At 50.8% G+C, this 17,798-nt stretch carries 15 protein-coding genes; 3 read left to right on the forward strand and 12 right to left on the reverse strand.

Going from position 1 to position 17,798, the window contains the following annotated elements; genetic code table 11:
• Nucleotides 1–12 precede the first annotated feature (12 nt).
• The 4 genes from gcvPA to Enr17x_RS06130 form a co-directional block, all read right to left on the reverse strand.
• A complete protein-coding gene (gene gcvPA / locus Enr17x_RS06115; RefSeq protein WP_145306869.1) occupies nt 13–1,368 on the reverse strand; it encodes an aminomethyl-transferring glycine dehydrogenase subunit GcvPA in 1,356 nt (451 codons plus the stop codon).
• A 166-nt stretch (nt 1,369–1,534) separates the two neighbouring features.
• Nucleotides 1,535–1,921: a glycine cleavage system protein GcvH gene (gene gcvH, locus Enr17x_RS06120; protein ID WP_145306871.1), complete on the reverse strand. Its 387-nt coding sequence runs from the start codon at nt 1,919–1,921 to the stop codon at nt 1,535–1,537.
• Nucleotides 1,922–2,218: 297 nt separating this feature from the next.
• A complete protein-coding gene (gene rpiB, locus Enr17x_RS06125; RefSeq protein WP_145306873.1) occupies nt 2,219–2,674 on the reverse strand; it encodes a ribose 5-phosphate isomerase B in 456 nt (151 codons plus the stop codon).
• A gap of 311 nt (nt 2,675–2,985) precedes the next feature.
• Nucleotides 2,986–4,095 (reverse strand): arsenate reductase/protein-tyrosine-phosphatase family protein, encoded by a 1,110-nt coding sequence (locus Enr17x_RS06130; protein ID WP_145306875.1) that lies wholly within the window; start codon nt 4,093–4,095, stop codon nt 2,986–2,988.
• A gap of 384 nt (nt 4,096–4,479) precedes the next feature.
• On the opposite strand from Enr17x_RS06130, the gene Enr17x_RS06135 reads away from it, so the two are divergent.
• On the forward strand, nt 4,480–5,238 hold the full coding sequence (locus Enr17x_RS06135) for a class I SAM-dependent methyltransferase (protein WP_145306877.1): 759 nt from the start codon (nt 4,480–4,482) through the stop codon (nt 5,236–5,238).
• On the opposite strand, the gene Enr17x_RS06140 is transcribed toward Enr17x_RS06135, so the two are convergent.
• From Enr17x_RS06140 to Enr17x_RS06155, 4 genes are all read right to left on the reverse strand, one after another.
• On the reverse strand, nt 5,226–6,146 hold the full coding sequence (locus Enr17x_RS06140) for an inositol monophosphatase family protein (RefSeq protein ID WP_145306878.1): 921 nt from the start codon (nt 6,144–6,146) through the stop codon (nt 5,226–5,228). The two genes, Enr17x_RS06135 and Enr17x_RS06140, sit on opposite strands and share 13 nt — an antisense overlap.
• Before the next feature lie 35 nt (nt 6,147–6,181).
• Nucleotides 6,182–7,099: an ATP-grasp domain-containing protein gene (locus Enr17x_RS06145; protein WP_145306880.1), complete on the reverse strand. Its 918-nt coding sequence runs from the start codon at nt 7,097–7,099 to the stop codon at nt 6,182–6,184.
• A 35-nt stretch (nt 7,100–7,134) separates the two neighbouring features.
• On the reverse strand, nt 7,135–8,085 hold the full coding sequence (mch, locus tag Enr17x_RS06150; protein ID WP_145306882.1) for a methenyltetrahydromethanopterin cyclohydrolase: 951 nt from the start codon (nt 8,083–8,085) through the stop codon (nt 7,135–7,137).
• 61 nt (nt 8,086–8,146) lie between these two features.
• On the reverse strand, nt 8,147–9,067 hold the full coding sequence (locus tag Enr17x_RS06155; RefSeq protein WP_145306885.1) for a dihydrodipicolinate synthase family protein: 921 nt from the start codon (nt 9,065–9,067) through the stop codon (nt 8,147–8,149).
• A gap of 339 nt (nt 9,068–9,406) precedes the next feature.
• Between Enr17x_RS06155 and Enr17x_RS29475 the strand changes: the two genes are divergently transcribed.
• A complete protein-coding gene (locus tag Enr17x_RS29475) occupies nt 9,407–9,694 on the forward strand; it encodes a hypothetical protein (protein ID WP_198000991.1) in 288 nt (95 codons plus the stop codon).
• Nucleotides 9,695–9,715: 21 nt separating this feature from the next.
• Here the strand turns inward: Enr17x_RS29475 and Enr17x_RS06160 are convergent, their stop codons facing one another.
• From Enr17x_RS06160 to Enr17x_RS06170, 3 genes are all read right to left on the reverse strand, one after another.
• Complete coding sequence (locus tag Enr17x_RS06160) at nt 9,716–10,513, reverse strand: putative hydro-lyase (RefSeq protein ID WP_145306887.1); 798 nt, start codon at nt 10,511–10,513, stop codon at nt 9,716–9,718.
• Nucleotides 10,514–10,518: 5 nt separating this feature from the next.
• Complete coding sequence (locus tag Enr17x_RS06165; protein WP_145306889.1) at nt 10,519–11,055, reverse strand: peptidylprolyl isomerase; 537 nt, start codon at nt 11,053–11,055, stop codon at nt 10,519–10,521.
• 210 nt (nt 11,056–11,265) lie between these two features.
• Nucleotides 11,266–15,105: a hydantoinase B/oxoprolinase family protein gene (locus Enr17x_RS06170; RefSeq protein WP_232100966.1), complete on the reverse strand. Its 3,840-nt coding sequence runs from the start codon at nt 15,103–15,105 to the stop codon at nt 11,266–11,268.
• A 324-nt stretch (nt 15,106–15,429) separates the two neighbouring features.
• Between Enr17x_RS06170 and Enr17x_RS06175 the strand changes: the two genes are divergently transcribed.
• On the forward strand, nt 15,430–16,167 hold the full coding sequence (locus Enr17x_RS06175; RefSeq protein WP_232100967.1) for a Bax inhibitor-1/YccA family protein: 738 nt from the start codon (nt 15,430–15,432) through the stop codon (nt 16,165–16,167).
• 311 nt (nt 16,168–16,478) lie between these two features.
• Here the strand turns inward: Enr17x_RS06175 and msrP are convergent, their stop codons facing one another.
• Nucleotides 16,479–17,486, reverse strand: coding sequence for a protein-methionine-sulfoxide reductase catalytic subunit MsrP (gene msrP / locus Enr17x_RS06180; RefSeq protein WP_145306893.1), 1,008 nt, complete (start codon nt 17,484–17,486; stop codon nt 16,479–16,481).
• Nucleotides 17,487–17,798 lie beyond the last annotated feature (312 nt).

Here is a 17,798-nt window from a genome sequence, read left to right on the forward strand (position 1 = left end):
TAAAAAGCGGAGCTACGCTTTGAGGGCCGTCACCAGACGGTCGATTTCTTCCCTTGTTCTTTGTTCTGTGATCGCGACAAGGACACCGGTCTGGTCAGCGCCAGAGCCGTCTGTCCATTCAAAGCGTGAGAGTTCCGGTCCCAGGTCAAAGCCGGCCTGACGTGCCTTGCGGAGCAGGTAATCCGCTCCCTCTGAACAGCTTAAAACAAATTCTTTGAAGAAGGCACGTTCCGGGAAGGGGAGTTGGAGGCCTTCGATCTGAGCAAGTTGTTCGGCTGCATAGTGCGCTTTCTGACAGCAAAGCTCTGCAACTTCACGAATGCCCTGCTTTCCGAGCAGAGCGAGATAAACGGCGGCGCGAATCGCGATCAGTCCCTGATTACTGCAGATATTACTGGTGGCTTTATCGCGACGAATATGTTGTTCGCGAGCCTGCAGATTTAATACATAACAGCGTTTTCCATTGCGGTCGACCGTTTGACCGATCAGACGACCGGGCATTCTGCGGACAAACTTTTCACTGCAGGAAAACAGTCCGAGATACGGGCCGCCAAATTGCAGAGGGGTTCCCAGAGATTGCCCTTCCGCGATGGCGATGTCAGCACCATAATCACCGGGACGTTTTAAAATTCCGAGACTGATCGGATCATAGGACACAACAGACAAGGCGCCATATTTGTGTGCAATTTCCGTCAGTTGTTCTGCTTCTTCCAGAGTCCCAAAGAAGTTGGGGTGCTGGATGACGAGGCATGCAGTCTGATCGTTCATCGCCGCATCAACGTCGGCCGGATCGACTGATCCATTGACACAGGGAACCACGACCACTTCACAGTTTAAGTGTTTCAAATAGGTTTCTACGACCTGTCTGTATTCCGGATGCAGCGACCCGAGTAATACAACTCGATCGTGACGATTGGTGACCCGCATCGCCATGAAGGCGGCTTCGCTGACGCAGGTGCCTCCTTCGTACAGGCTGGCATTGGAAACATCCATGCCGGTTAACTGGCAGATTAGCGATTGGAATTCGAAGAAGGTCTGCAGGCTGCCTTGGCTGGCTTCCGCCTGATACGGTGTGTAGGCGGTATAAAATTCGCCTCTACGGGCAATTTCATCGACAGCAGCCGGAATGAAGTGATCATAAGCTCCGCCGCCCAGCATACAAACACGAGAGCCCGGTCCGACATTGTCTGCTGCCAGCTTCGAGACGTGTGCCTGCAGCTCCATTTCGGTTAAGGCAGGGGGGACATTCAGTGGGCGATCCAGACGCAGCTCTTGTGGGATGTTAGAAAATAAATCTTCCGTAGAGTCAACGCCGATGGCTTGCAGCATTTCCTGCTGCTGTTCTGATGTGTTAAAGAGGTAAGGCACGGTTCACTCGCTAATAAGCGTGATATTGAGGACGTTGTGATTCAACTGTTTTGATTATAGTCACGGGAGAGACGTTGGAACTCTCTTTTTACCGTTATTTCGAACGCAGCAGGAATTTATCGCATGCCGCAGTCTGAACACCCGAAAATCTTGAGCCGGGCTTCATTTAGTGGGCTTCCGACTCACAGAATTTCTGGTACTCGTCAGCATTCATAAACTGATCTAACTCTGATGGATTTGACATTTTGACTTTTGTGATCCAACCAGCGCCGAAGGGATCGTCTGAAAGTGGTGCCTGATCATCAACAAGTGCCGCATTAACTTCAGCAATTTCTCCGCTGACCGGAGAATATAAATCACTAACGGCTTTCACACTTTCTACTTCGCCGAACACTTTGCCGGCTTCGCAGTTCGAGCCAACTTCTGGAAGTTCAATGTAAACCAGATCGGTTAATTGATTGACGGCAAAATCGGTGATCCCCACGGTTGCCGTCTCGCCATCAACGTTGACCCATTCGTGAGTTTTGGTGAATTTTAAGTTGCCCTGATCCATGTTTGCAAAACCCTCTGTTCTATTTCTTTGCTCAAAGGTCGTGAACAGCTTCTACCTTGAGAAAAGATGTCAAAAAATCCCTGATTCCTCTTGGTTGACGATACAGAGATTTGTTCGGTTTGAAAAGGAATCGGTGAGGGAAATTCCATGACTACCGCGGTATATCTTATCGATCCCGCTCCAGGGCGCAGTTGCAGTAGGGCCGGGTAGGGGAGTCGTGGTAGAGAGGGCGCTCGCTGGTTTCTTGGCGACAAAGAGAAGGGAAGATCCGTTTAGACTCACAGGCGGTGACGTAACCTAGTGAGGTGGCATGTTTTCTTCTTCGACTTTGTTCAATTTTTCCAGTCGGCGGGCGTGTCTGCCACCTTCAAACTCTTCTTTCAGCCAGATTTCAATCATCCGATTGACGAGTCGATCGCCGAGCAGGTCCGCAGACAGGCAGAGCACATTCGAATTATTATGCAGGCGGCTCATTTGTGCGGTGATATCGTCATGGCAGGGAGTTGCTCGCACGCCGGGGAACTTGTTGGCGACAATACACATTCCCATTCCGGTACCACAAATCAGAATACCGCGGTCGATGGATTTATCAGTGATGGCTTTCGCCACTTTGATTGCATAGTCCGGGTAATCCACACTTTCTCCGTCTTCAGGACCGTAATCAAACGCTTCATGTCCCAATTGTTTTAAAAGTGTGAGGATTTTGACCTTGGTTGCAAACCCTCGGTGATCACTGGCAACTGCAATTTTCATCGAAACTCTTTTGTATAGATAGTTAGATCGAAATTGGAATCTAAAGACTTTGAGCCCTGTGCTCAATAATTGTCTGATATTTTCAGGCCTCATCCCCCATCGCGATGGCTTCAGCTCTGCGGTGTAGCGCTGCTGGTAAGGTTTCTGCTACACACATTTCCCGTTCAAGTGAGAGAGGGGGTTAACAGTTTCTTCATATTCGTAAAGAGTAATGGTTTACAGACTATTATAGCAAGTGTGCTCTTATAGCAGATAGCGATTTTTTTGTTTGAAAAAACAATTTGTTCAGTCAGAAGGACAAAAACAGGCTGCTATTTCCCGGGAACATTGATCTGAGAAATAATCGTCTTCAGATATTTCTCAATTTCTTTTTTGCATTCAACATAGCATTGAAAGCCTCCCCCGATCGGATCCGAAACGTCTTTTCCTTCGGGAGAAAGCAGCCTTACGGACGACTCCAGATCGGGGCGTTCCGCCAGAATGGCAGCACGGTGGCCTTGGGTCATTATATAAAGATAGTCTGCCTGCTCAAGTAAACGTTCTGTGAGAGGCTGACTTTCGTGGGCCTGAATATCAATTCCCTGTTCAGCAAGGATGGTCACGCCTTCTGGGCTGGGGGGAGCCCCCATAGCTGCTGCCAGGCCCGCAGAACCAACAATAAAACCGTGATCTGATAATTCATCTTCCTGACAGCCAAGCTTATTAGAAAGCATTTTGCGGAATAAGCCTTCGGCCATGGGACTGCGGCAGGTGTTACCTGTGCAGACAAACATATAGATTTCGCTGGATAGTCTTTTCAAGGTAGTTTCCGTTACGACGCCTGGTTGAAGGATGCTCCATTGATTGTCGGTAATAGAGATAATGGTAGATTGATCGCCAAACCGGGAAGGGCCATCGTCAATAATCAGTGCGACCTGGTCCTCAAAATCTTCCATGAGGGCATCTGCGGTCTGATATTTTGATTGTTCATTCAGCAGGACCAGCGGTGAAGGCGAGAGCCGTAAAGTCTGGTAAATGATTTCATGCGCGGGGGCCCGTAGACGGATACGATCTCCCGGACAAATCAGCGATTGCACTTCTTCTGGTAATTGAGAGAACAGACTGTCCGGACCGGGGCGATCCATATCCATGACAACAGGACCCGGCCAACAGCGTTTTGCCAGTTTTCGCCCGATAGGGGGCATATCCGGCAGATAATCCAGTGCTTCATCAAAGCCTTTAACACACAGGACCAATGGTTCATCCGTCTGGGAAAACGCACGCAGACTCGACATAGCCGAGGTACTAAGAGACTGACCTGCAATCACATACGCTGTAGCGGTCGGAAAAGCGACTAACCCGCCTTTTGCCAGGTATTGCACTGCCAGGTGAATCACATCGCGGATATCGTCAGTCTGTTTTAGATTGATCCGTTCGGTCATGAACAATTTGAGCCTTAAATTTCTTGCAGAAATTGTGTATCTGGCGCAATTCAACGGTCAAAAAGATAAGATTTTCAGGCCCGCAACGAATCACGATAAAGGTGTAACAGCTTGGGAACGACTGATTTAAAAATGTCTCAATATGAGTGATCATAACCGGCGAATTTGCATTGTTCAAGCTGCTGGAATAATACCCCCTCTTAAGTTATTATGATTGGAGCATTTATGATGCTTATGAAGAATGTGTTCTTTAGCGATTTTTAAGAATTCGGGAAATCATCACGATTTTTGGTGACCCGTTGGTTAAGATGATCTCGATTTGATTTTCGAAATTCATTTTTATTCGACAAAATTTTTCTCCAGGTTTCACAAGTATCACGAACTATGGCTCCATTAAGTTCTCCTGAAAAACCCAATCCCAAACGGTTACGCTTAAAAAAATCTTTGCGATCTCTGATTGAGTTTGGTGGTGGAGATCAAATTGATCAAAACCAGTTTCAATCAACCACGCGAAAACTTTATGATGGTCCCGCGGGAGCTGTGTTATATCTGGCGAGTAAATTATCGCTACACGATCCGCTGGTTGGCCGCATTATCAAAACCCGTCGATTTGATGTTACAGAATTTCGCAGCATCCTGGATATCGGGTCTGGGGCTGGCCAGATTCTCGGACACTTACTACGTGAAACTCATCCTGAGGCACGCCTGGTTGCCTGTGATTTGTCGCACCAGATGCTGAAACGTGCGCGAAATCGAATGGATAGTGCGCGACCGAACTATCTTTCAGCCGATCTGACCAAGCTGCCGTTTCGTGATGAATCTTTTGATTGTGTAACATGTGGTTGGGTGCTGGAATACGTTTCCGATCCTCGCGATGGGCTCTCCGAGATCTATCGTGTTTTGCAACCGGGAGGCAGTCTGTTTCTGCTGGCGACTGAAGATAAATTCTCAGGCATGTTAAATAGTCGAACCTGGAAATGCCGTACTTACAATCGGGTTGAACTGAAGCAGGCATTTGAAGATTCAGGATTGCCCTGGAAAGAGCAGCACTGGTTTACGCCAATCCATCAGTTCCTCAGGCTGGGCGGCATCATTGTTGAAGCTACCAAGCCTCTGGAGGCAGAAGCCATTCAATCTTTGTAACGAACCGGGCTCCAGTCTTTTGCCAGTTCACAGAGTGTTTTCAACGTTTGTGGGTTCGCACTACAGGCGGTGATCCCCGGCAGCCGTAACATGTCGGCCCGCTCATCCAGCCAGTGTTCGTGGAAATTTACTGGTTCCCCATTATGTACCCAGACGGCGTCGCCTCCCAGAATACGGGCGATGTGCAACGAAACGGGGAAGTCGTAAACGTTGGGAGTATGAATCAATGAGCCACCAAATGCGCCGGTTGCCAGATGATCGTAAATGCTCCCCGGCATTTCTTCCGGGGGGACTCCCTTCAGACCGGCTTCTGTCACAAGCTGCGCGTTGGAAGTATCTTCGTCTTGAAATCCGATCAGATAGATCTGAGAAGAATCGGGGCGTGATTTGGGATCGATCGCAGGCATTGCATCCAGTACGTCACGGGCGGGGCGGCTGAAATCATCCGGACCACAGACCACGCGCTGATGAACGGCTTCGACCCAGGTTCCCTGTTCGCCGGTTTCTGGAATATAAACGAGTGAATAATGAACGGTTTCACTGTCACGCAGGTGAATCATCACGCAGTAGCCATCCGCTGTTTTGTCGCGATACTGTTTTGTGCCATCAATCGGATCAATCGAGAGTACATAAGGCGCGTCTTCTGAAAACCGATTGAGGTCTCCGGTCTTTTCTTCAGCTTCGATTCGGCATTGCAGAAAGATCGGATCACGGTCACGTAGTGCAGCTACGATTAATTCCTGCAGCGTCAGGTCAGCCAAGGTAAGTGCATCGGTCAACGCACTTCCCGACGTTTTGTTTTCGACGGCGATATTGAAGTGTCGCAGACGTTTGGCGATGGCACCGGACCAGCGGAGGATCTCGGGCAGATGTGTTTGCAGGGCGGTTAACAGTGCGTTTAATTCCATGTCGTTGGTCTTTTCAGAATACTCAAAATTGATGGTTATACAGTAGGCCTATTGTTTCGTTTCTGCTCCAGATATTCAATCACCAGCGCAGCGACATCGATATTTGTCGCAGATTGAAAGCCGCGCCAGCCCGGGACTGCGTTGACTTCCAGCAAAGACAGATTTTCAGGAGCATCGGCTGGACAAAGCAGGTCGACGCCGGCAAATGTCGCCTGAGTCAACTCCGCAGCGCGGACGGCCAGTTCCACTTCCTGGTCAGAAGGCTGGTAAGATTCTGCCTGTCCCTGACGCGAAATGTTGGTACGAAAATCATTCATGCCGTGCCGCCGAATGGCGCCAATTATGTTGCCGTTCAGAATCAAAATTCGCAGATCGTAGCCAGGATGCGGGATATACTTTTGGAGATAAATGACGGCCTGCGTGCGTTCGAGGGTTCGGAAAGAACGATAGGCCAGATCGGGATCACTGATGCGAAAGATGCCTCGTCCTTCCGAGCCGAACAGCGGTTTGACGACGACGTCGCCTCCCAAAGTCTCGAAGTGCTGCATCGCAGCTTCAGATGATTCACAAACGGCGGTCGCCGGTACAGGTAAGCCCGCAGCAGCCAGGCGGGATGTGGTCAGATACTTGTCAACCGCGCACTCGATGGCGCGGGGCGAATTGAAAATGGTGACGCCTGCCTGTTCCAGTCGGCCCAACAGATCCATACGAAAGACAACTTGCTCCAATGAGCCGGGGGGCATCGTGCGGATAATCAGACAATCAAATTGGTTCAATTCGATCTGGTTCTGGGCGGCGTCATAACTGAAGCACTGCTCCGGCGCAGTTCCCGAAATCAAAGAAGCCAGGTCGCGGAATTCGATTTTGCGTGCATCATGTCCACGCGAATGGGCGGCTTGACTCAGTTGTTCGCAGTACCAGCTTTCCTGATTTCCCAGAATGGCAATCCGCACGAAACTGTTCCGCCAAAAAGAGGTCTGCAGAAAAATTAGAAACCGAAACTGTGCTGTAAGAGTTTGGTATTCATTTGCCCGAACTGAAAGATATTCCCCGTATCGAGATTCTGAAAATTCACGATTGCCGGACTGAAAAAACTGGGATCGATTTCATAGAAATCGTGATTGGCTTCTTCGAAAACCTCCAGAAATGGTTTACCGAAACAGGCAGCCGAGTTAGAAGGGATCGTCGGCCCGATTTCCTGCAGTGATGCATCATCGCCGGTCACCCAGAGCGTGACCGCACTACCATAAAGAATGGAATCATTGGTGCGCCCGATGCCAGTCAGATGATCTTTCGCGACGGGGGCCAATGGTGCTGTTCCGAACCCGGCTTGAACTCGGTGCACATCAAACTTGCACTCGAACAACTTATGCATGGCGGTCTCTACCGAACGCGAGATCACCTGAATATTACCGGCGATACTCGACGTGGGGGCTACAAGCAAAACGATATTGCGGGGTTCGATCCCCGTTGCTTTCGAGATTTTTTCGACTACTGCCACGCCGGGAAGTGTATTCGCTTCGAGCACGCCAACCGTTTTTTTCGGTGACTCACCGAATGCGAGGATGCGATACAGGTCTTCCACTTCCGCGGCTGCCCGCATCGGCCCGGATCCCATGGCGAAAAATTTCTCGACATCGATTTTCCAGCCGGCATACTGGCTCAGCAGGCAGGCTTCGACTGCATGGTCTGTCTGTACTTGTAGATAAGGCAGCGGTTGTCCTTCCAGTGTGCCGGGAACCAGTTGAATCTGACCGAGGTCGGCCATACAGATTCGAGACAGGATTAGACCGGCCTGAATTCCTGCAGGAGTTTCAATTCCACAATCGACTACGATTGCGCCATTCTCCAATGCATGCGGAATGACTTTCAGTTCACCCGCTTTCGCCAGCAGGTGTTCTGTAAGTTGGCACGCTCGTTCGTTTAAAACTCCGCTCATGATTTTTAATTCAATTCAACAGTTCAGGGAGTGAAAGTGTGCGATGCACCGGTTCGATCTGTTACAGGCAGCCTACTTCTTGCATGATGCTTTGGGTACGCGCAATCAATTCAGGCGTGCAGGCCGGGAACGGATGGAACAGTGTATCGTGCTCAATTACGCCACGCAGTCGCAAGGCCGTTTTCATCGCGCCAATAATATAGCCCACATTCATGGTGCCATCAGGGCAGACAAAAACTTCAAACAGACGCACGATGGCTTCCTGCTGTCGCACTGCTTCTTCGTGATTGTTTTCAGCGGCTGCTTCATACAGTTTGACAAACAGTTCGGGACCGACATTTGCCAGGCCGGGAACGGTTCCGTCTGCACCAGCCAGTACGACTGCATGCACCAGCATTTCCGCTCCGGTAAACAGTTTCATTCCCGGCGGCTTGCTGGCGACCAGTCGATGAAAACTGACAGCGTCGCCGCTGGAGTCTTTGACGCCGATGATGGTGCCTTCTTTTCCCAGCGTCATTAACGTGTCCATTTCGATTTTGACTTTTGTCATCACGGGAATATCGTACGCAAAAATCGGGATGTCGACTGATTCGCGAATCGTGCGGTAATGGACGAGCATGTCTTTCTGACTTGCCGGGTAATAGAAGGGAGGGCAGACAACGATGGCGTCGGCTCCCTGTTCTTTGGCGACCTTGGCCTGTTCAATAATCTGCTCTGTACCTGGGGCAATCACTCCGACCAGGAGTGGGACAGAACCATCGATGACCTTAACGGCGATATCTGTTGCCTGTTGCCGATCGTCTTCTCGAAGCAGAGGACCTTCGCCCGAAGTTCCGAACAGAAAAATCCCATGGGCACCCTGTTTCAGCATAAAACGATACACCGATTCTGCTGAGACGGGATCAAGTCTGCGTTCGGGGGTTAGTGGAGTGATAACGGGAGGGAGAACACCCTTTAATTGTTCGGAGAGATTGACTGCCATGAATCGTGTACCAGAGTCTGTATTTCAAAAAGTGAGGAACGAGCGATTTTTCTAACACAACAAGCAACTTGAAGTCAGATCATATTTTATACCAAACTGGTTTCCAGGATGCGATGATTCAAGGGGCCCGACTACAGGAATCGGGCCGTGTTGCCTCTCAACTCGGATGGAATCATGACATTTAGAGGGGTTTTACGGCCTGAAAGGAATGCAGGGGTTTCGAAGCTTACGGGAAATTCTGAAAAAGGTGGGGCTCTCGCTCGGTTTCCGTAAATTCCAGAGCGAGAAACAAAAAATAAGCTGGAGGGGAGTCTCCTCCACCGGATATAATTGTTACGTATGAGCAATGAACCTAAGAAGACAATTTGTTTGGAGCACCAGTGTGCTGAAGATCAAGCCACTCCTTTTGGGATGGTTTGTCCGCAGTGCAAACGACGTCTTTATACGAATCCGCCGCAGGGAAACCTGATGAGCTTCTGGGAAAGTCAGCCTGTTGCCTTCACTCTCGATCGTGAGCCTTGTTTTGCTTATTCCCTGATGTGGGAAGACTATCGCGTCCGTTCGATTCATTTACCTGATCAGGAAGCGACTGCCAGAGAATCATCCGAGATCGAATCGCATTCGTGAGTTGATTCTTCTGATCTATAATCAGGCGATCGCCAGATCTTTGTCTTTAAGGTCTGAGACGAACATGCATCCCGGGCTATGCGTAATTGCGAATTCCGGTTTGGCTTGCATCAATACTGCCTGAGGAGTCACGCCACAAGCCCAGAAGACGGGGAGTTCTCCCGGTTCAACGGGGACCGCGTCGCCAAAATCGGGCTGCTCCAGATTGGTAATTCCCAGTTGTTCGGGAAATCCCAGATGGATGGGAGCACCATGTACGGCAGGGAAACGGCCGGTGATCTGCACGGCTCGAATCGCATCGGCTGGCTTAAGGGGACGCATGGAAACAACCAGTGGTCCAGAAAACATGCCCACCGATTCACAATCGATGGTCGTGCGATACATGGGCACATTGACGCCGAGGTCAACATGTTTGACAGATAGTCCCGCTTCGATCAACGCGGATTCAAACGTGAACGAACAACCAATGAGAAACGAGACCAGGTCGTCCCGCCAGAGGTGGTTGATGTCAGTCGGTTCTTCTACGAGCTCTCCCTGTTTCCAGACACGATAGCGGGGCAGGTCCGTGCGAAGATCGGCACTTTCTGCCAGGTTGTGAGGACTAGGATCGCCGACTTCCGTGACTTCCAGCAGTGGGCACGGTTTGGGATTTTTCTGACAGAAGCGGAGAAACGGGAAGGCATCCTGTTCGCGGAGGATCACGAGATTCGCCTGAGCAAAGCCGGGGGCAAGCCCCGACGTTTGCCCGGTGATGGTTCCTTCACGACATGCCCGTCGCACAAGTGCGCCTGTGTGTAGAGAAGAACGAATGTCATTCATCGTGTTTACTTTTCAGTCGCGATGACCTCAGATGAGATGATTTTCACATCTTCCAGCGGACGATCGCTGTGATTGGTTTCGACGTTTCCAATTTCCAGGACGACGGCTTCGCTATCCGCATCGCTGGTCTTTCCGAAGACCGTGTAAGAATTATCCAGATGAGGCACACGACCCAGGCAGATGAAGAATTGTGAACCGGCCGAATTGGGATCGTTTGTCCGGGCCATCGACAACACGCCGGTTTCGTGGGGAATATTGTTGAACTCGGCATCAATAGTATAACCCGGTCCGCCGGTTCCGGTTCCCTCAGGACAGCCGACCTGAACGACGAAATCGGGAATCACGCGATGGAAGATGATTCCATCATAAAAGCCGATCTTGGTCAGGCCGATAATATTGCGGCAGTGTTCCGGTGCGACATCGGGATACAAGTCCATCTTGATCGTTCCCTTTGAAGTTTCGAAGACGACCTGGTAATTGAATTTGTCGAAATCAACATCGGCCAACGCGGCATCGACTTCTGCGCGACGGTTTTCAGACACAGTACTGTTCCTTCTTTGGATTATTAATATAAACGGTTAGTAATTTGTTTTACAACGATCAATGTCACCTTACCGCCTGTCAGCGAAAATCACAAAGCTGATCAGGACAATAATGTCTCGAACCACATAATTCACAACCCCAATTCCGAGTCTCGTCGATCTGATCCGGTGAACAAATTGTTGAACCCGCCAGGGGCAAGTGCCCGCAATTTATTCCGGATTTCCAAACCCGCCGCCGCCGGGCGTTTTAATCGTCAGTGTATCACCGGCTTCCACTGAGAGCGAGAACTTGCCACCCAGAGATTCCTGGGACGTTTCGTTCGCTTTCTGCAGCAGATTTTCTCCAATCTGTCCAGGCAAGCCGCCTTCCAGGCCAAAGGGAGGATATTCACCGCGTCGCTCAGAGATCAGCGAGATTTTTAAAGGCTTGAGGAATTCAATCCGACGAATGATGCCATCGCCGCCATGATGGTGTCCTGCACCTCCTGAGTTTTTGCGAATCGAAAATTCGTGCAGCCGGACCGGATAACGGCGTTCGATGATTTCCGCATCGGTGAGCCGGGTATTGGTCATATGAGTGTGTACCGCATCGGTGCCATCATGATCTGCCGTTGCGCCACTGCCGCCGCAAATCGTTTCATAATAGCCGAAGGTCTCGTCGCCGAACGTCAGGTTATTCATCGTACCCTGGCTGGCGGCTGCTTTGTTCAAGGCACCCAGTAAAGTATCGACCGTTCGTTGTGAAGTTTCCACGTTACCGCCGACCATCGCTGCACATTCCGCCGGCGTCTCTCGTTCAGGGGGATTCAGAAAACACTCAGGCAGAATAATTTTGATGGGCGCCAACACGCCGCTATTGAGGGGAATGTCTTCCTGAATCAGGCAACGAAACACATACAGCACCGCTGCATTCACAATCGCCCGGTTTGCATTCAGATTGGTTTCGAGTACGGGACCCGTTCCGGTAAAGTCGACAGTAGCGGATGTCCCCTGGATTGTGATGTTTACTGAGAGCGGGGCGCCGTTATCCAGATGATCGGTAAAGGAATAAACGCCGTCTTCAATCTGATCGAGGGCCAGTTGCATCTTTTGTGTTGCCGCCTGTTGGATATGAATCATATAGGCCTGTACGACCGGCAGAGAATAGCGGCGAACCAGATCGTTCAGCAGAGTGACGCCGCAATTATTAGCGGCGACCTGTGCGGAGACGTCAGCCAGATTGTCTGCGATCGAGCGGGACGGGTGCTCGCCGGACTGAAGTAATGCACGTAGTTCGTCTTCTCGCGAAACACCCTGATCGACGAGTTTGAAATTGCGAATCAACACCCCTTCATCAGCCAGTGTTTTTGAGAACGGGGGCATACTGCCGGGCACGATGCCCCCGATTTCCGCGTGATGGGCGCGGCTGGCTGTAAAGAATAATAACTCGCTGGTTTCCGGATGATGCACGGGAGTAATAACGGTTACGTCAGGCAGATGCGACCCGCCGCGATAGGGATCGTTGGTGACGAAGACATCGCCGGTCGCAAGATCCGGGTTATCGGCGATGATGCGTTTCACGGTTTCACTCATCGCGCCCAGATGCACGGGAATGTGCGGGGCATTCACGACCAGATCGCCATTCGATGAGAAGACGGCGCAACTGAAATCGAGTCGTTCTTTTACGTTGGTGGAGATTGAGGTTTTCTGAAGTGTGATCCCCATTTGTTCGGCGATCGAAGCGAACAGATTATTGAAAATCTCCAGCATCACCGGGTCGGCTTCGGTGCTGATGTCGTGATGCGTGCCTGTGTTTTGAGAGGTCTCACGAATCAGCGTTTCGCCGCGTGCTAAAATTTCGGCATCAAAGCCGGGGTCGATGATCACAGTCGAAATCGCCTCGCAAATGATGGCAGGTCCGGAGATCTGGTCGCCCGGTTGCAATTCATCTCGCAGATAGACGGCCGATTGCTGGAGTGTTCCCTGAAAACAGGTCTCCACTGTTTCCAGTGGAGTTGGAACCCGCGAAATCAGTTCCGCAGCAGGCAGGTTCGGCTCTTCCATCTGTCCCACAATTTCGGTTCGCAGTGCGGTGACTTCAACGGCGCGACTTTTGTGAATGTAGCCATAGAGCCGCTGGTGTTCCTGCTCGAAGGCCGTCAATTCATCCGCGTCTGCCTGACAGCGAATCTGAATCGTGGCGTCGGTGCCCAGGTAACGCATTTCGAGCGAATGTTCTGGTTCGTTGATGCGTTCGGGGGGAATTCCTTCGACGCGGACTTCTTCGTGCACGCTTTGATCAAGTGTGTCAAAGCGGGCCTTCAGTTCCTGCTTGAGTTCAGCCGACCAGAGCTTCAGGACCGACTGTTGGCCGAACCGTCGCACGTCGGCTTGTCCAATTCCAAAAGCGCTTAAAATTCCTGAATAGGGGTGAATCAGAACTTCATGGATTCCCAGTGCCCGGGCAATCGCACAGGCGTGTTGAGAGCCAGCACCGCCGAAGCTGACCAGCACATAGTCAGCCGGATCATAGCCGCGGGCCACGGAGATATTCCGAATGGCGCGAACCATATTGGCGTTGGCGATTTGCAGAAAACCCTCGGCCAGTTCGAGGGGCGTGTAGGTTTTCCCCATGGGGGACGCAGCGATTTCCTCACAAAGCTGTGTGAGTCGCTGTTCGACGGCACTGCGATCCAGGGCAAAAGGAAACCGGGCGGGGATAATTTTGCCGAGATACAGATTCAGGTCGGTTACGGTAAGCGGCCCGCCTCGTCCATAACAGGCCGGTCCCGGATTTGCACCCGCACTGTCGGGGCCGACGTGCAGTTTGATGCCGTCGAAGCCACAGATGCTTCCGCCGCCCGCGGCGACAGTTTCGATGCTCAACATCGGAGCTACGATACGCACACCCGCTTTACGGGTTTCAAATTCGCGCTCGTATGTGCCGTCGAAACGCGAGACATCGGTGCTGGTGCCTCCCATGTCAAAGCCGATCGATTTTGGAAACCCGGCGATTTCTGCCACGCGGGAGTATCCAATCACCCCCCCCGCAGGGCCGGAGAGAATACTGTCTTTGCCAACGAAATGTGCGGCATCAACCAGACCACCGGCGGAGGTCATCAGTTTGAGATCGCAGTTCTGAAGTGGCGCACGGAGTTTTTTGATGTAGTCTTTGAGGATCGGATTCAGATAAGCGTCCATGACCGTCGTATCGCCGCGGGAGACGATTTTAATCAGCGGGGAGAGACGGCTGGAAACACTGATTTCCTCAAAGCCGATATCTTCTGCAATGCGGGCAACCAGTTCTTCGTGGTCGGGGTTGGCGAAGGAATGCAAGAGGCAGATTGCCAGTGATTCTACTTCCGTTGCTTTGAGATCCTGAAGTTGTTGACGAATTTGTTCAGGATTGGGGGCGTGAAGCACAGTGCCTTCCGCGTCAATGCGTTCCTCGATTTCCACTGAAGTTTCGAACAAAGGCTCCGGTTTCTGAATGACAAGATCAAACAGACGGGGGCGGTCTTGATTACCGATTAACAGGACATCGGCAAAACCCTTTGTGGTGATGAATGCGGTGCGGGCGCCATTGCGGGTGAGCAGGGCATTGGTGCCGCGCGTGGTTCCCAGTTTGACACTGACATGGGAGATCGTGTCTGACTTTTTCAGGCCGAGAATCCAGCGAATTGCCAGGACCGGAGCTTCTTCGCCTGACGAGAGTTCGTAGCCGGCGTATTCTTTGACTGTCGCAGGCAGGGGGGCAGTCAACGCGAGAGTGCCGGTTGTGGTGTCAAAGGTCGTCACTTGTGCCGAATGAATGGGTTGTCCCTCTTCATTCAGAAATTCGATTTGATAGTCTTGCCAGAACTCTGCCGGGTCTCCGGTGCGGGAGGGGTCGACAATTGTAGTCGGATCGCAGATTTGTTGAATTCGCCCTTTGGTAATGCCCGAACTAAGAGTCTTAAAGGGAGTGAACTCATTTTCCGGAGACCGGGCGATACAGTCCGTAAATGTCCCGCCCACATCGATCCAGAATTCCCACTTTTGGTTGCTTTTTCTTGAATTTAAATCGTTCATTTCATCAAAAATTTCGTAAGCTTTCACACGATTTTTCTAGAATTCGTTGGAATCTCTGACGTAGACTATTGTATGACATACCAGAACTTGCAGGCAGGCACAACAAACCCACAGGTTGCTCCGGCGGGAGTGTCAGTCGCACTGGAAACTGCAAAACAGCTTAAGTAAATCAGCTGGTGCTTGAATTATGTGCACCGCGACCTATAATTGTCGTGCCTCGCGGAAACTGCTTGTATGCAGCTGTTGAGCGCGACACTATAATATTTGATGACCAAACTGTGTTCGTCTGGAACATCCCATCTCACATACTGGAGAAGACTGTCAATGAATAACTACAATCCTGATTATTACGACCAGGACACAACGGCGGGCGGCGGCATGTTTGCCATTGACGCAATTGCTTCCGAACGCGCCACATTTATCCGTAAGACCTACATGCACCTGGCAGGGGCGATTCTGGCCTTTATGGGGCTGGAATTTGTGATCCTTAATACGCCTGCCTTAGTGCAGCCCATTATGGGACTGTTCAGTGTTAGTCCATGGATGATTCTAATCGCCTTCTTGGGGGCCAGTTGGCTTGCCAGTTCGATGGCTTCGAGTGCCAAATCACTGGGCACTCAATATGCTGGTCTGGGGCTGTATATTTTTGTGGAAGCGATCATTTTTGTACCGATCCTACTGATCGCAAGTCAATTTAACCCTGAGGCCCATGTTATTCCGGTAGCGGCAGTCGTGACTCTCTGTATCTTCGGTGGACTGACTGCCTATGTATTTGTGACAGGAGCAGATTTCTCCTTCATGGGCGGTTTTCTGACGATCGCTATGTTTGCCGCAATTGGAATTGCCATCGGCAGTGCTTTTTTCGGCTTCTCATTGGGACTCTTCTTTACCGGTGCGATGATCCTTCTGATGAGTGGTTTCATTCTGTATGACACATCGAACATTCTGCATCACTACTCAACCAATCAATACGTGTCGGCCTCATTGGCTTTGTTTGCTGCTGTTGCGACACTCTTCTGGTATGTGCTGCGGCTTGTGATGATGTTCTCATCAAACGACTAAGCCAGTTGTCGTCGGCTGATGGCAATTTAAAAAACGATCAAAGCCGGGAGGAGAATTTTTCCTCCCCGGCTTTTTTAGTGCGCGATGTTGATTAATGGCCATTTATTTAATGTAGGGGTCGCCCTGTGTGGCGACCCGCGGTATCGACGTTGAAAGCGAAATGACGTGCGAAGTTTTCGCCGGTCCCATGACAAGAACCATAACAACAGCAACTCACCAGGCGGGCAAGCACACAGGCACCTCTCCTACGACGATTTGTTTCGTTCGCGAGTGATGAAAGAACTCTTTATTACTTAGATTTCCAAGCTGTTTTAGCTGTTATACAGCCCGCCAACATATTCGCCGTAGCCGTTATAGATCTTGGTGTCATAGCGTTTTTCGGTTCCCAGCATCCATTCGGTGCGCTGGCTCCAGCGGGGGTGGGATACGTCGGGGTTTACATTGGCGACAAACCCGTATTCATTAGGATTGATGGTGTTCCAGAACGTCTTCGGCTGCTCGGAAGTCAGTTTGATTTTCACGATTGATTTGCCGGACTTGAAGCCGTATTTCCAGGGAACGACCAGTCGAATGGGAGCCCCGTTTTGTTTCAGGAGCGGTTTTCCATACAGGCCGGTCGCGATAAATGTGAGGTCGTTCATCGCTTCTTCAATACTTAACCCCTCGGTGTAAGGCCAGGGCCAGGTACCAGTGCCGCTGGATTCCATGTAAGGGGCCTGTTTAGGTTTGTCGAAGGTTTCAAAGGCAACGAATTTTGCCGTTGTCTTGGGCTCGACCAGTTTTAATAAACTTGCCAGGGGAAAGCCGGTCCAGGGAACACACATGGCCCAGGTTTCTACGCAGCGATGGCGGTAATCCCGCTCTTCGAATTTCATCTCTTTATACAGATCATCGATGTCAAACGTGCGCGGCTTGGCGCATTCTCCTTCGATCGTGACCGCCCAGGGAGAGGTTTCGAACTTCCCGACGTATTTCCAGGATTCCTTGGACGTTGGCCCTGTGAATTCATAAAAGTTAGTGAACTCGACGGCTTCGATTTCTTTGGTTTCGGGACGTCCATATTTGAAGGCTTCATTGCGCGGAGCCGGATAGACTCCTTGCAGCGCATCTGGCAGTGGCTCAACGGCGCCCGCTTTTTCGATTTCTTCCTGCGTGGCCTGTTCACAACCAGAGAGCAGGTCGGCAAAACCAGCGATGCCCAATCCATATCCCATGAGTTTCAAGAATTCACGACGATGTGCTTTGCGATTCTGAAAGACCGCTTCAGGTGTGTGTTCGTTTTCTGGTACATCCCAGATCTTACGGTTCAGATGGTTCATCAGCAGTTCCCTTTGCAGGTCATCATAACGCGGAACAGTATTCAGGCCAGACAGGAGCACTCGTTGTTCCTGACGGGAGGAATTTCCCCGTTAGTGAGGTGTTTCCTTGAGCGAGACAATCAGTATAACCGTCAACACATACGCAAAATAGCTTGTTTCAAGGATTGCTTCAATCTTTATATCTTCTCTAAGCAATCCGAGGGACGAAGAAAGAGTAGGTTGATTACACGGAAAAGTCTACTCAGACTTCTTGGATTAACATTATGGTGAAACGATCTGATGTTGAAGAATTAAATCGGTCACATAGAGATT

Origin of the sequence: Gimesia fumaroli (genome assembly GCF_007754425.1) — a bacterium.
GTDB classification, from domain to species: domain Bacteria; phylum Planctomycetota; class Planctomycetia; order Planctomycetales; family Planctomycetaceae; genus Gimesia; species Gimesia fumaroli.